The sequence below is a fragment of the Ciceribacter sp. RN22 genome (assembly GCF_024054295.1).
Lineage (GTDB): Bacteria > Pseudomonadota > Alphaproteobacteria > Rhizobiales > Rhizobiaceae > Allorhizobium > Allorhizobium lividum.
This window is the reverse complement of sequence record NZ_JAMXLD010000001.1, coordinates 438301-452618: the sequence shown is the minus strand read 5'-3', so window position 1 is coordinate 452618 and position 14318 is coordinate 438301. Positions and strand designations below refer to the sequence as shown.

Here is a 14318-nt window from a genome sequence, read left to right as displayed (position 1 = left end):
GCGCTTCCGATCTTCTGTGCGTGTGATTGGTAAAGCCTGTATCGGACGGGGATGAAGTGCGGATGTCAGATTTGTGTAGGTATTGTAAAATCTGATATCCTTTTGAAGAGACTTACGATTTCCCGTATTTGTCGACAAAGGCAGCACCATCCAGCCGCCGGAAATCCTCAAGAGCGATGTGCAGCCGGTCATGGCTCCAGTCCCACCAGGCGAGCGCTTCCATTCTGGTGGCGACATCTTCCGGAAAGCGCTCGCGGATGAGCCGGGCGGGAACGCCGCCGACGATCGCGTAGGGCGCAACGGACTTGGAAACGACGGCTCCAGCACCGATCACGGCACCGTTTCCGACGTGAACACCCGGAAGGATCGTCGCCCCATGTCCGATCCATACGTCATGGCCGATCACCACACGGTTCTCGCGACGCCATGCGAAGAACTCTTCGTCATTCTCCGCACCGTCGAAATAGGATGCCGCCCGGTAGGTGAAGTGATGCAGTGTCGCCCGCCACGTCGGGTGATTGGGTGCGTTGATGCGCACTGCCGCGGCGATGTTGACGAATTTTCCGATGGTAGTGCACCAGGCGGAACTATCCTGCATCATGTAGGAATAATCGCCGAGTTCCACCTCATCGAGGCGGCAGCGCTCGGCGATCTCGGTATAGCCTCCGAGTACCGAGTTCACGACATGTGCGGTCTCGTGAACAAGCGGATCGTGCCCGAGCTTCTTGCTCATGCGGCTGCCTTTCTCGGCGAGAACGCGGTCACGTCGAGAATGCGGTCGGCCACCTCCTCGCGCACCTCCTCGTCATGGAAGATCCCGAGCAGGGCGACGCCGTCCGCCTTCTTCTGGCGGATCATGTCCACCACCACGGCCCGGTTCGTGGCGTCGAGCGAGGCCGTCGGTTCATCGAGAAGGAGGATGCGATGATCGGTGATGAAGCCGCGGGCGATGTTCACTCGCTGCTGCTCGCCGCCGGAGAAGGTCGCAGGCGGCAGTTGCCAGAGGTCCTGCGGCAGATTGAGCCGTTCCAGCAGTTCGCCGGCACGGATGCGCGCGGTATCCACGCCGGTGCCGCGAACGACCAGGGGTTCTGCGACGACGTCGATTGCGGCGACACGTGGGACGGTCCGCAAGAACTGGCTCACATAGCCCACCGTGGTGCGGCGGATGTCCATGATCATGCGCGGATCGGCGGTCGCTATGTCGACAATGTGACTGCAGTGCTCCACGAGCACCTGTCCGGCATCCACGGCATAGTTGCCATAGAGCATCTTGAGGATCGAGCTCTTGCCGATGCCTGAAGGGCCGCCGAGGACGACGCATTCGGCTTCGGCGATCGAGAAGGAGACGTTCGCGACGACCGGCAGGCGGATGCCGTCGCGCAGGTGCATGGTGAAGCTCTTCGAGACTTCGGAGACGACGAGGGGCGTTGCCATGGCGCTTTCCGTTCAGACTTGCAGGATCGAGGAGACGAGCAATTGCGTGTAGGGCTCGCGGGGGTCATCGAGCACACGATCAGTGAGGCCCTGTTCGATCACCATGCCATCCTTCATCACCATCATGCGGTGGGAGAGGAGCCTCGCGACCGCCAGGTCGTGCGTGACGACAATCGCCGAAAGGCCAAGATCGTTGACGAGGCCGCGGACGAGGTCGAGAAGGCGCGCCTGCACCGAGACATCGAGGCCGCCTGTCGGTTCGTCCATGAAGACGAGGCGTGGGGCGGTGACAAGATTGCGGGCGATCTGCAGGCGCTGACGCATCCCGCCGGAAAAGGCGCGCGGCTGGTCGTCTATGCGGTCGTTGCTGATCTCGACGCGCTCGAGCCACGAACCGGCGGTTTCGCGAATGTTGCCGTAGTGTCGATTGCCGATCGCCATCAGCCGCTCGCCGACGTTGGCTCCGGCAGACACAGTCATGCGCAACCCATCGGCTGGGTTCTGGTGGACGAAGCCCCAGTCCGTGCGCATGAGGAAGCGCCGCTCGGCTTCGCTCATGTGATACAGGTCGCGATAGCTGCCGTCGCGTGTATGGTACTCCACGGTGCCGGTGGTCGGCATCAGCCGTGTCGAAAGGCAGTTGAGGAGGGTGGTCTTGCCTGAACCGGACTCCCCGACGATTGCCAACACTTCCCCGGGCCAGAGGTCGAAGGCCACGTTGCTGCAACCGATCCGGTTGCCGTAGAATTTCGAGACGTCGCGGACTTTCAGGAGCGGTGTATCGGTCATTCCGCGACCTCCTTCTGCGTGGCGAGCAAGTGTCCGACATGACCCTGTTCACGTCGTTCCTCGCAGTGATCGGTGTCCGAGCAAACGAACATGCGCCCGCCCCGATCGTCGAGCACCACCTCATCGAGATAGACGCCTTCTGCGCAACAGAGCGCACACGGCTGATGGAATTTCTGGATCTCAAAGGGGTGATCCTCGAAGTCGAGACTCACCACCTCGGTGTAAGGCGGTACCGCATAGATGCGCTTTTCGCGTCCGGCTCCGAAGAGCTGCAGGGCGTCCGACATGTGCATCTTCGGATTGTCAAACTTGGGCGTCGGGGACGGATCCATGACGTATCGGCCGTTGACTTTCACCGGGTAGGCGTAGGTCGTCGCGATATGGCCGTTCCTGGCGATGTCTTCGTAGAGTTTCACGTGCATGAGCCCGTACTCCTCGAGCGCATGCATCTTCCGGGTCTCGGTCTCGCGCGGTTCGAGGAAGCGCAACGGTTCCGGGATCGGCACCTGATAGACGAGCACCTGGTTCTCGTTGAGCGGCTTTTCCGGGATGCGGTGGCGTGTCTGGATAATGGTCGCCTCATGCGTATGCGTGGTGACCGCGACATTGGCGACCTTCTGGAAGAAGGCACGAATCGACACTGCATTGGTGGTGTCGTCGGCGCCCTGGTCGATTACCTTGAGCACGTCGTTGGCGCCGATGATCGAGGCCGTGACCTGCACGCCCCCAGTCCCCCAACCGTAGGGCATCGGCATTTCACGCGACGCAAACGGGACCTGGTAGCCGGGGATCGCGATCGCCTTCAGGATCGCCCGCCGGATCATCCGCTTCGTCTGTTCGTCGAGATACGCGAAATTGTATTGGGCGAGCTCTGGAACGGCGCTCATTCCGCAGCCTCCTTGTCGGTGAAACGATTGGACCGGCCGGCCTCGTATTCTGCCCGCATGCGACGCACGAGTTCGAGTTCGGCCTGGAAGTCGACATAGTGCGGCAGCTTCAGATGTTCGACGAAGCCGGTCGCCTGGACGTTGTCGGAGTGTGAGATCACGAATTCCTCGTCCTGTGCTGGGGCGACGATGTCTTCGCCGAATTCGTCCGCGCGCAGGGCGCGGTCGACAAGAGACATGGCCATCGCCTTGCGTTCGCTCTGGCCGAACACGAGTCCGTATCCGCGCGTGAACTGCGGCGGTGCTTTCGCCGATCCCTTGAACTGGTTGATCATCTGACACTCGGTCACCTGAATGCGTCCGAGCGAGACGGCAATGCCGAGCTCGGGAATGTCGATCTCCACCTCGACTTCGCCGATGCGAATTTCGCCGGCGAAGGGATGAGTCCGGCCGTAGCCGCGCTGGGTGGAATAGCCGAGGGCAAGCAGGAAACCCTCGTCGCCACGGGCAAGTGCCTGAAGGCGCAGGTCACGCGGCATCGGAAAATCGATCGGCTCGCGGGTGATGTCGCCCGTCACGTGGTCCTCGGGCATGTCGCCGTCGGGCTCGACCAGCCCTTCTTCCGCCAGGATCTCCGAGACCCGCATTATTCTTTCGGACTCACTATCCTTGAGGGCCGGCTCTTCAACCGCCCCATCCCCCATCAGATCCGGATCGAGAAGGCGATGCGTGTAATCGAACGTCGGGCCCAGGAGTTGCCCGCCCGGAAGATCCTTGTAGGTGGCAGAGATGCGGCGCTCGATCTTCATGTCCGCAGTGTCTATGGCAACCGAGTAGCCGTAGCGGGGCAACGTCGTGCGATAGGCGCGCAGGAGGAAGATCGCTTCGATGAGATCGCCGCGCGACTGCTTGATGGCGAGCGCAGCGAGCGCGCGGTCGTAGAGCGAGGCTTCCGCCATGACACGATCGACGGCAAGGCCAAGCTGCTCGCTGATCTGGTCGATCGTGACGGACGGAAGGTCGCGGGTCCCGCGACGCCGGTCTGCCAGCAGGCGATGGGCATTCGCGATCGCGGTTTCTCCACCTTTGACGGCGACATACATTCGTCAGATCTCCCCGATGCTGATGTTGCAGGTTCTCGGCAGGCAGAGAACCTGTCGCCCGGCCGTCAGGACGACATCGATCCCGCGCGGAAAGAGCGCTCGGTTGTCGGCCCATTGCCGGAGAAACATATCTGGAAGGCCGACGGGTGCGATCTCCACGCTCTCGCGGATACCCGGCCCCGTCAGGGTAAGCCGAGGACCTCTCTCGAGACCGGCGACTTCGATAATCACAGTCGTCGACCGGTCCGGATATTCCTGGCTGCCGAGCGCAAAGAGGCCGAAGGATGTGACGGGCGAGCCTGCGCCGAAGAAGGCGAAGCGTGCTTCCGATTTCTCGCGCGTTACCGGTGCACCCGTGTGAAAGCCGATCCACTCGGCGATCGGCGATTTCGCCATACTGGCGGAAAGCCAGACGGGCGTGTCGTTGTCGCAGAGTGCGAGCGCTATGGCGCCCGCCGCCGAACCCAAGGGGGCGGGCGGCTCGACGGGCGGAACGATGGTCTTTGTCGTTCCCGGCCTGGCCATGCCATCCATCAACATGCGAAACGTGCTTTGCGCATCGTGGACCGGGTCGATGTAGCCACCGGTCAGCGCTTCTGTTCTGAGAGTCATCAGTCCTCTCCTCTCACCATCGTGAAGAAATCGACGCGCGTGGCCGCGGTTTCCTCGGTCTTGCGCCGGTCTTCCGCAGCGATGCGGGCGGCAATCGGCGACAGCAGGTGCGCCTCCACGAAGTCACGCGTATCGGCCTGTTGCCAGAGGGCGTCGAAGATGGCCGCAAGTCTCGCCTTTTCGCGATCGGTGCCGAGCGAATGGCCGAAGCCGACGATGCCGTTTGCCAATCGTACCGTCGCACGGCTGACCGTCGCCTCTCCGAGGTTAAAGGGCGAGCCGCCGCCGCCGATGCGGCCCCGAACCATGACAAGTCCGGTCTCCGGTCCCCGCAGCATCTGGACGCTCGGTTGCAGCGAAAGCGCCGCCCAGGCGGCAGTCAGTTCTGCGCGGCTTGCACGGCTGAGCAGGTCGATTGCATGTTTGCGATCGCCACCTGCCTCGCCCGCTACACTTTGTTTGTTGACATCCATTGCCAGGCTCCAAAATGTCTATTAATATAGACAACCATACAACTGAGATTATGGATATCCAACGAGCGTGACAAGCGTGTGACATGACGGATTTGAAACGAGTGGAAAGACAGGCGGGCGTCGCGCTCTGGCGTCAGATTGCCGACAGAATCCGAGAAGCCATTTCGCGGGGAGAATTCGACGAAACCGGCATGGTGCCGCCGGAGATGGTGCTTGCCGGCCAGTTCGGCGTCAATCGCCACACGGTGCGCAGCGCCCTTGCATCGCTGGCGCAGGAGGGCATCGTGCAGGCGGTGCAGGGGCGCGGGACCCTGATCGTTCGCAAGGAACGTTTCAATTTTCCGATCTCGCGTAGGACTCGGTTCACCGAGGGCATAGGCGATCAGGCGCGCGATCTGCAGGGATTACTGCTGTCGTCGGAAATAGAGCCGGCTAACCTGGAGGTTGCCCGTTGGCTCGCGCTCGAGGCGGGGACGCCGGTTATCCGGCTGGAGGCGCTGCGCAAAGCCGACGGCCGCGCAGTATCGCGCTCGACCGCCTGGTTTCCCGCCGAGCGCTTCAAGGGTATTGGCGAGGTCTTCGCCCGCAGCGGTTCGATCACGGAAGCACTCGCGGCGCTGGGGCTGGGCGACTATCTGCGCTCCGTTACCGAGATTTCCGCGACCCATGCCGAAGCCGCTGACATTGCGGCTCTCGAGCTCACGCCGGGAGCGATCCTGCTTGTGACGAGGGCCGTCAATACGGATCTTTCGGGAGTCCCGATACAGTACGCGGTCACCCGGTTTCCGGCTGACCGCGTCCAGTTCACGATCGCAAGTTGACCGGCGAAGCGGCGCCTCAGTGGGCGCCGGACATGTCGCCGAGCACTTCCTTGCTGGCGACGGTCGAGTCCGGATTGAGCTTGTAGACCATCGGCACGCCGGTCGCCAAGTTGAGCTTGAGGATCTGCTCTTTGGAGAGACGGTCGAGGACCATGACGAGCGCACGCAGCGAATTGCCGTGGGCTGCGACCAGAACTTTTTCGCCGCGCAGCACGCGCGGAAGGATGTCGGTCATGTAGTAAGGCCAGACGCGGGCGCCGGTGTCGCGAAGGCTCTCGCCGCCCGGAGGCGGCACGTCGTAGGACCGTCGCCAGACATGGACCTGTTCCTCGCCCCACTTTGCACGGGCGTCGTCCTTGTTGAGACCTGAGAGGTCACCGTAGTCGCGTTCGTTCAGCGCTTCGTCCCGAATGGTCTCGAGGCTGGGCTGGCCGATCTTGTTCAGGATGATTTCGCAAGTCTTCTGCGCCCGCGACAATGCGGAGGTAAACGCGATGTCGAACTTGATCCCGTAATCGGCGAGAGCCTGCCCCCCGGCTTCAGCCTCCTGGACGCCGAGTTCGGTCAGCCCCGGATCGCGCCATCCGGTGAACAGGTTCTTGAGATTCCATTCGCTCTGGCCGTGACGAACCAGCACGAGAGTACCGCTCATGGGAAAATCCTCCGCAGGAAATATCTAGATGGACGAAGAAAGCCCGAGAACATCGAGCATGGAATAGAGGCCGGGCTTCTTGTCACGCGCCCAGAGCGCCGCCCTCAGCGCACCGCGCGCGAAAAGTGAACGATCGCCGGCGCTGTGGGAGAGCGTTATCGTCTCGCCCTCGCCGGCGAAGAGCACGGTGTGCTCGCCAATCACCGAGCCGCCCCGCAGTGTCGCAAAGCCGATGCTGCCATCCTCGCGCGGCCCCGTATGGCCATCGCGCACACGGACGGAATGAGTTGCAAGGTCTATACCGCGCCCTTCGGCGGCCGCCCGTGCGAGCAGAAGCGCCGTCCCGGACGGCGCGTCTACCTTGCGCTTGTGATGCATTTCCAGCACCTCGATATCCCAGCCCGCCGCGTCGAGCGCCTGTGCTGCCTGTTTCACCAGGACGGAGAGCAGATTGACCCCGAGGCTCATATTGCCGGACTTGACGATGCGTGCGTGGCGCGCTGCCGCTGCGATTTTCGCGTCGTCCTCCGCCGTGCAGCCGGTCGTGCCGACGACATGGACGATCCGCGCTTGCGCGGCGAGGCCGGCATATTCGACGCTGGCCGCTGGCGACGTGAAATCGATCACGCCATCGGCATGGACGAAGGCGGCGAGTGGATCGTCGCTCACCGGGACTCCGATGGACCCGAGCCCGGCCAGTTCCCCGGCGTCCTTGCCGATCGCCGGCGAGCCGGGACGCTCGACGGCGGCGTGAAGCACGGCACCTTCCGTCCCCTGGATGAGGCGCAGCACCGTCTGGCCCATGCGGCCACCGGCTCCGACGACGACGAGTTTCATGGCATCACTCATGGGGTGGTCCGACCTCAGAAGAATTCGTTGTTGCTGCTGCCCGGCTGCAGCTGGTTCAGCCGAGCGTAGAGCCCGTTGGGACGCTGTGCAAGCGACTGGTGGGTCCCTTCCTCGGCGATCGTCCCGCCCTGCATTACGATGATCTTGTCAGCCTTGATGATCGTTGAAAGCCGGTGGGCGATGACGATGACCGTGCGTCCGGTCATTGCCTCGTCCAGAGCCTTCTGGACGGCCGCTTCCGATTCTGTGTCGAGTGCCGATGTTGCTTCGTCGAGCAGCAGGATCGGTGCGTTGCGAACCAGCGCGCGGGCGATCGACAGCCGCTGCCGCTGACCGCCGGAAAGTGTGACGCCGTTTTCCCCGACGGGGGTGTCGTAACCCATTGGCTGAGCCATGATGAAGTCGTGGGCGTAGGCGAGGCGGGCGGCTTCCTCGATCTCCGCATCCGTCGCTTCAGGCCGGCCGTAGCGGATGTTGTCGCGGATCGTCCCTTCGAAGAGATAGGGCTGCTGCGATACGTAGGCGATGTGCCTGCGCAACGATGCCTTGGTCACTGAAGCGATGTTCTGGCCGTCGATCAGAATCTCACCCTCTGCGGGATCGTAGAACCGCGGAACGAGCGTAATGACGGTCGACTTGCCCGCACCGGACGGGCCGACGAGCGCCGTCGTCCTTCCGCCTTCGGCGACGAAGTCGATGCCCTTCAGCACCGGCTCGTTGTTGCCATAGGCGAACTTGACGTTACGAAATTCGATACGTGCCTCGCCGACCTTGAGTTCGGTTGCGTCCCGCCTGTCGCGTTGCGGGCTCTCCATGTCGAGGATTTCGTAGATCATCCGAGCATTGACGACGGCGCGCTCCATCTGCACCTGCAGCTTGGCGAGCCGCTTCGCCGGTTCGTAGGCCATCAGCAGCGCCGCGATGAAAGAGAAGAAGGCGCCGGGCAGCACGCCGCCATAGATCGAGCGGAACGCCGCATAGGCAAGCACGCTGGAAATGGCGACCCCCGCAAAGGTTTCCGTGAGCGGTGACGTTCGTTCGCTGAGCCGGGCGATGCGGTTCGCGCGGCGCTCGGCCGCGGCGATCGTGCCCTGGACCTTGCGGTCCAGCTCTTCTTCCATCGTGAAGGCCTTGACGATCGCAATGCCCTGGATCGTCTCCTGCATGGCGCCCAGCACGTGGCTGTTGAAGATGATCGACTCGCGCGTCGCCGCGCGCAGCCGCTTGGAGAGGTAGCGCAGCGCGTAGAGCAGGGGGGGCGCCACGACGAAGACGATCAGTGTCAGCAGCCAGTCCTTGGCGAACATGACGCCGATCAGCGCAATCAGGGTGAGCAGGTCGCGCGCAGTCGACGTGACCGTAAGATTGAGGACATCACGGATGCCGTTGATGTTCTGGCTGATCTGCGCCGCAAGATGAGCCGAGCGGGACTCGCTAAAAAAGCCGAGTGACAGGGTCATCAGGTGCGAAAAAAGACGCCGCTGATAGCGGGCAACGATGTTGTTGCCGATCTTTGAAAGAGTGACCGCCTGCCCATAGCTTGCGAGGCCGCGCAGCATGAAGGCGCCGAGAATGGCGCCGCAGATGAGCCAGACGATGTCCGCTCTCTGGTTGGCGAACGCTTCGTTCACCACCGTCTCCATGATCCATGCGGTGAACGCGGTCGTGAGCGCCACTACCGCAAGGCAGAGGACGGCGAAGATGTAGCCCTTAACGTGATCGCGGCCGTTCTCGGCGATGATACGCTTCAGAACGGTTGTGATGCTGCTCGAGCTGACGGGCGTCTTGTGTGTCCTGCTGGCTTCCAAATAAAGGCATTCCCCGTGGAACTGCGCGTCCGGACCCGCGGACGCTGTGGCCTAGGCGCTCTATAGCCAGTCGCAACCCCGTTGGCCACAAAAAAGCGGATGCCCCCCTTTGATCGTCAGCGGCGCCAGCGCCTGCCGTCGGTCGCCAGGCCGAAATTTGCAGGCGTCCGTGCGAAATTCGCGAGGCCTGACAGCGCGGCGAGCGGGTGAGTGACGACGAAGGTCGGGATCGTGTGCATCAGCCCGGTGTGCGGGGCCTTGTCTTCGAAGGCGGCGCGGAATTCCGGACGCTTGAGCGCCGGCAGTATTTTCTGGGGAATGCCACCGGCAAGGAACACGCCGCCCCGGGCCATGAAGATGAGGGCGAGATCCCCGGCAAGCCGACCCAGATAAGTCACGAAGAGCGAGAGGGTCTCGGCAGCCTGTACGTCGCTGCCGGCCAGTCCGTGTGTCGAGACGTCGGCCGGGTCGGTCCATCGCGGCTCCACGCCATCGGCCGCACAGATCGCGTCATAGATGTTGACGACGCCACGACCGCAGAGGAGCTGTTCTCCTGAGATGCGACCGTCGATCCGCGCCAAATGCGGGAATATCTGGAAATCGCGGTCGCTGCGCGGGCCCACGTCCACGTGCCCACCTTCACCCGGGATCGGAAACCAGGTGTGCTGCGCATGCAGCAGTCCGGCGACGCCGAGACCTGTGCCGGGCCCCAGCACGACACGGGAGGCGATGGGACTTGCGGAGAGCGGGCCGATCGGCTCGCGATTCTCGTCGGAGAGTGAAGCGACGGCGAGCGCCTGCGCCTCGAAGTCGTTGACGATCAGCACGTCATCGAACCCCATCTCTTCGATCATCGTCCTCGGACGGACGACCCAGTCGCAATTGGTCAGCGGGATCTCGTCGTCATTGATCGGGCCGGCGATCGCGAGGATCGCTGAGCGAGGCTGGATCGAGGTCCTGTCGAGCACGCCTTGCTGGATCGCTTCTTCGATCGTCGGGAAGGCGGCCGTGTGGACGATCGGAAACTGCCGAGGTTCGGCATAGGTGTCGATGAGGATCGAAAAGCGCGCATTGGTTCCCCCGATGTCGCCGATCAGGATGGGGAAAGTAAGCTGCTCGTTTTCGATGATCTTGGGCATAGGCCGGCTCCTGCGATCCAAATCGGGCGCTGCGTCAGTTTTTCTTTGCGCTCATCAATATCTCGGCGGTCGCGAGATTCAACGCCATCGGAATGTCGTAGACGGTGGCAAGCCGCATCAGTGCCTTCACATCCACGTCGTGTGGCATTGCGGTCAACGGATCGACGAAGAAAATGAGTATCTGCACCTCGCCGGTGGCGATCATCGCACCGATCTGCTGGTCGCCACCGAGAGGTCCGCTCTTCATGCGCGCGACGTCGAGTTCCGGACATGCCTCGGCCACTCTTCCGCCGGTGGTACCTGTCGCCACGATGCGGAACCTGGAAAGCGTCCGCGCATGGCGGCGGGCGAACTCGGCGAGCTCGTCCTTCTTCTGGTCATGCGCGATGAGGGCGATGCATTGGCGCTCGGGCATTGGTCGGTCCGGTTGGGTTTAAATCGATTTGAAAGCCTTCTATAGCACGATTGCCGCCTTGAAAAGGTGGCGCCGACCTACGCGAGAAGACGTCACTGGCCGAGGGGGCGAGGCAGCGGAATCGGAACCTCTGCCGGCACGATGTCTGCCGGATCGCCTGCCTCCATTGCGGCGGGTGTGTTCGCTGCAGGTGCCGAGGCATAAGCGGCTACCGGAGTGGCGGCGCCGCTGTATGTCACCTCGCCTTCACTCGGGACAGAAGGAGCCTTCAGCACTGCGACGCAGGATTTCGGCAGGTCGGAAATACCGATCTCCCGCGGTTTCGGCGCGGGCTTCTTGGGATCCGTTTTCGGTTTCGCCCAGGGCTCGGGGGTAAACCACCAGGCAAGGGACTTGTCGCAGCCGTCTCCGGGCGGAGGTGCCGCCTGGGACTTGCATCCGCTCGCGCCGACCGGGCACTTGATGCGCACATGAAAATGCGCGTCGTGACCGTAGATCGGCCGCACCTTGCCGAGCAGCGAGCGATCACCGGTCCAGGTGTCGCAGAGCTTCTTCTTGATTGCGGGATTGACGAAGACGCGTTCGACTTGCGGATAGCTCGCCGCCAGCATGATGAGGCGCGCATGGGATGGCGTCCAAAGCCGGGAATCGACGGTCAGAAACTTGTCCTTGCGCAGCATGGAGGTGAAGGGAAGGTCTTCACGTTCCTGCGCGCTGAGCCGGCGGTCAGGCATCGGGGTGAGCCAGATATCGGCGTCGAGACCGATCTGGTGAGAGGCGTGGCCATTCATCATCGGCCCACCGCGCGGCTGCGAGACGTCCCCGACGAGCAGACCCGGCCAGCCGACCTTGGGCGCATCGTGCGCGAGCTGTTCAAGCAGCGAAATCATCAGCGGGTGCCCCCAGCGACGGTTTCGCGAGAGCCGCATGGCCTGCCATGTGGGGCCGTCGGTGGGAAGCGCAACAGCGCCGGAAATGCACCCCTTCGAATAGAACCCGTAAGGCGCCGGCGCTGCCCGGCTCGGAAGCTCGATGCCGCCGAAGATCTGCTTGGCCGTTACCTGCTCGGAGGCCTTTCCGCTTTCCGGAAGCGTAAGAAGCGGTGCGGCTATCGCGATCGCCGCCAGTCGGATCAGCCTCATTCTCGTCTGCAATCTCATATCCTCAATCCGCCGAGAGCCAGTGCTGGCCGCCGCAGGTGATTTGCCGTCAAGTGTAACGTGGATTCGGAGTTTGGTGAATCCGTGACCTGCCGCGCTCTCTGCCGCCGCGATCGTCCGAGGCCTGTTTTTTGCCGCTGTTTTGCTTATGGTGGTCGAAACTCTATAGAATTAAGGGGGGATTTGGCATGCAGTTGGCTCTTGTCGGAACGGGCATTCTCGCTCTCGTATCGGCGTTATTCGCCGCGCCGGAGGGCGTGACTGCCGAGGAGCTTGAATGGCGCCACGCGATCTCGGTGATCGAGCCGCCGAAATACCCGAAGGATTTCCAACGCTTCTCCTACGTCAATCCCGACGCGCCGAAGGGCGGCGATCTCAATCTCTCCGCATCGGGCACGTTCGACAGCTTCAATCCGGTGCTCGACAAAGGGGAACTGGCCGCGGGGCTGACGCCGCGTCTGTCGCTCGTCACGGAAACCCTGCTTAAACCTTCGATGGACGAAGTCGATGCAGTTTACGGGCTTCTTGCCGAGGCCGTCGCCTTTCCGGACGACTACTCCTTCGTGAAGTTCCGGTTGCGCCCGGAGGCGAAATGGGCGGATGGCGCCCCCGTCACACCCGAGGACGTCGTCTTCAGCTTTGACAAGTTCAAGGAACTCAATCCGCTCTACACAAACTACTACCGCCACGTGCTGAAGGCGGAAAAAACGGGCGAGCGGGAAATCACCTTCACCTTCGATGAGAAGAACAACCGCGAACTGCCAGTCATCATCGGTGAACTCGATATCGTTCCGAAGCACTGGTGGGAGGCCAAGGGGGCTGATGGCAAGCCTCGAGACATAGCCAAGACCACTCTCGAGCCGATCATGGGGTCCGGCCCATACCGCATCGCTGCTTTTTCGCCCGGTGCAAAGATCCGCTACGAACTTCGCGACGACTATTGGGGCAAGGATCTCAACGTCAACATCGGCTACGACAATTTCCGCGGCCAGACCTACACCTACTTCGCGGATATCGATGTCGAGTTCGAAGCCTTCCGTTCGGGCAACGTGGATTTTTGGACCGAGAATTCAGCGATGCGCTGGGCAAGATCCTACGATTTCCCGGCCGTTGCCGATGGGCGCGTCAAGCGCGAGGTGCTGGATAACGAATACAAGACTTCCGGCATTCTGATGGGCTTCATACCGAACATGCGTCGGGACAAATTCGAGGATATTCGCGTTCGTAAAGCTCTCAACTACGCCTTTGATTTCGAGGAGTTGAACCGGACGATTTTCTTCGGCCAATACCAGCGGATCGATAGTTATTTCTACGGTTCGGAACTCGCGTCGAAAGGGCTGCCGGACGGCAAGGAGCTGGAAATCCTGCGGTCGCTCAAGGACGCTGTGCCACCCGAGGTGTTTTCGACGGGATACAGCAATCCGGTCGGCGGAGATCCGGCGAAGCTGAGAGAAAATCTGCGCAAGGCGATCGGCCTTCTGAAGGAAGCGGGTTACGAGCTGCGCAACGGGCGGATGGTCCTCGCCTCTACCGGTGTTCCGCTCTCCTTCGAAATCCTGTTGAACGGGCCGACGATTGAAAAGGTCGCCCTGCCTTTTGCGGATAATCTGAGGAAGATCGGCGTGGAAGTGTCTGTTCGAACCGTCGACGCTTCGCAGTACACCAATCGTGTCCGCAGCTTCGACTACGATATGATCTATCTGGGCTGGGCGCAAAGTCTCAACCCTGGCAATGAGCAGAGCGAATATTGGGGGTCGAAGTCCGTCGACGTGCCCGGTTCCCGGAACTACGCAGGGATCAGCAATCCTGCGATTGACAAGCTCGTTGATGAGATCGCGTTCGTGAAGGACCGGAAGACGCTGGTTGCGACGGTGAAGGCGCTCGACCGGCTTCTGTTGACGGGAAACTATGTCGTGCCTTCCTACACCATGCGATCGTCCAGAATCGCCTACTGGGACAAGTTCGGGCGCCCGGAACCGCTCCCGGCCTATGGCATCGGCTTTCCCCAGATCTGGTGGGCCAAAGGTGCGGCGCAATGACGGGCAGGGCTTGCGCCGTTCCCCTGACCGGCTAGGAATGGATAGTGCGAATCGCCACTCGCCGAGTGAGGCCGTGGCGGGAAAGGACCAACGAGTTGATCGCAGGGCATGAGACGGATTTTGGCGTGAGAAGC

At 62.1% G+C, this 14318-nt stretch carries 15 protein-coding genes; 2 read left to right on the top strand and 13 right to left on the bottom strand.

Going from position 1 to position 14318, the window contains the following annotated elements; translation table 11 throughout:
- Positions 1 to 112: 112 nt before the first annotated feature.
- From NHF53_RS02295 to phnG, 7 genes are read right to left on the bottom strand one after another with little or no spacing between them, the layout of a single operon-like run.
- Complete coding sequence (locus NHF53_RS02295) at positions 113 to 733, bottom strand: DapH/DapD/GlmU-related protein (protein WP_252832934.1); 621 nt, start codon at positions 731 to 733, stop codon at positions 113 to 115.
- On the bottom strand, positions 730 to 1437 hold the full coding sequence (gene phnL, locus NHF53_RS02290; RefSeq protein ID WP_252832933.1) for a phosphonate C-P lyase system protein PhnL: 708 nt from the start codon (positions 1435 to 1437) through the stop codon (positions 730 to 732). Before phnL ends, NHF53_RS02295 begins: the two co-directional genes overlap by 4 nt.
- 12 nt (positions 1438 to 1449) lie before the next feature.
- Positions 1450 to 2226, bottom strand: a complete 777-nt coding sequence (gene phnK / locus NHF53_RS02285) for a phosphonate C-P lyase system protein PhnK (RefSeq protein ID WP_252832932.1) — start codon at positions 2224 to 2226, stop codon at positions 1450 to 1452.
- On the bottom strand, positions 2223 to 3113 hold the full coding sequence (locus tag NHF53_RS02280) for an alpha-D-ribose 1-methylphosphonate 5-phosphate C-P-lyase PhnJ (protein WP_252832931.1): 891 nt from the start codon (positions 3111 to 3113) through the stop codon (positions 2223 to 2225). Before NHF53_RS02280 ends, phnK begins: the two co-directional genes overlap by 4 nt.
- Positions 3110 to 4216, bottom strand: coding sequence for a carbon-phosphorus lyase complex subunit PhnI (locus tag NHF53_RS02275; RefSeq protein ID WP_252832930.1), 1107 nt, complete (start codon positions 4214 to 4216; stop codon positions 3110 to 3112). Before NHF53_RS02275 ends, NHF53_RS02280 begins: the two co-directional genes overlap by 4 nt.
- 3 nt (positions 4217 to 4219) lie before the next feature.
- Complete coding sequence (gene phnH / locus NHF53_RS02270; RefSeq protein WP_252832929.1) at positions 4220 to 4828, bottom strand: phosphonate C-P lyase system protein PhnH; 609 nt, start codon at positions 4826 to 4828, stop codon at positions 4220 to 4222.
- On the bottom strand, positions 4828 to 5301 hold the full coding sequence (gene phnG, locus NHF53_RS02265) for a phosphonate C-P lyase system protein PhnG (RefSeq protein WP_252832928.1): 474 nt from the start codon (positions 5299 to 5301) through the stop codon (positions 4828 to 4830). Before phnG ends, phnH begins: the two co-directional genes overlap by 1 nt.
- Before the next feature lie 83 nt (positions 5302 to 5384).
- Between phnG and phnF the strand changes: the two genes are divergently transcribed.
- Entirely contained in the window at positions 5385 to 6122 is a 738-nt protein-coding gene (gene phnF / locus NHF53_RS02260) for a phosphonate metabolism transcriptional regulator PhnF (RefSeq protein WP_252832927.1), read from the top strand.
- Between the two features lie 16 nt (positions 6123 to 6138).
- On the opposite strand, the gene NHF53_RS02255 is transcribed toward phnF, so the two are convergent.
- The 6 genes from NHF53_RS02255 to mepA all read right to left on the bottom strand — a co-directional run bounded on the left by NHF53_RS02255 (position 6139) and on the right by mepA (position 12145).
- Positions 6139 to 6774, bottom strand: a complete 636-nt coding sequence (locus tag NHF53_RS02255; protein WP_252832926.1) for a 2,3-bisphosphoglycerate-dependent phosphoglycerate mutase — start codon at positions 6772 to 6774, stop codon at positions 6139 to 6141.
- Positions 6775 to 6798: 24 nt separating this feature from the next.
- Positions 6799 to 7623, bottom strand: coding sequence for a 4-hydroxy-tetrahydrodipicolinate reductase (dapB, locus tag NHF53_RS02250; protein ID WP_252832925.1), 825 nt, complete (start codon positions 7621 to 7623; stop codon positions 6799 to 6801).
- Positions 7624 to 7637: 14 nt separating this feature from the next.
- Complete coding sequence (locus NHF53_RS02245) at positions 7638 to 9431, bottom strand: ABC transporter ATP-binding protein (protein ID WP_252832924.1); 1794 nt, start codon at positions 9429 to 9431, stop codon at positions 7638 to 7640.
- A gap of 116 nt (positions 9432 to 9547) precedes the next feature.
- A complete protein-coding gene (locus tag NHF53_RS02240; protein ID WP_252832923.1) occupies positions 9548 to 10570 on the bottom strand; it encodes a glucokinase in 1023 nt (340 codons plus the stop codon).
- Between the two features lie 34 nt (positions 10571 to 10604).
- Positions 10605 to 10985, bottom strand: coding sequence for a methylglyoxal synthase (locus NHF53_RS02235; RefSeq protein WP_114363766.1), 381 nt, complete (start codon positions 10983 to 10985; stop codon positions 10605 to 10607).
- Positions 10986 to 11077: 92 nt separating this feature from the next.
- Positions 11078 to 12145: a penicillin-insensitive murein endopeptidase gene (gene mepA / locus NHF53_RS02230; protein WP_252832922.1), complete on the bottom strand. Its 1068-nt coding sequence runs from the start codon at positions 12143 to 12145 to the stop codon at positions 11078 to 11080.
- Positions 12146 to 12333: 188 nt separating this feature from the next.
- Between mepA and NHF53_RS02225 the strand changes: the two genes are divergently transcribed.
- Entirely contained in the window at positions 12334 to 14184 is a 1851-nt protein-coding gene (locus tag NHF53_RS02225) for an extracellular solute-binding protein (protein ID WP_252832921.1), read from the top strand.
- Positions 14185 to 14318 lie beyond the last annotated feature (134 nt).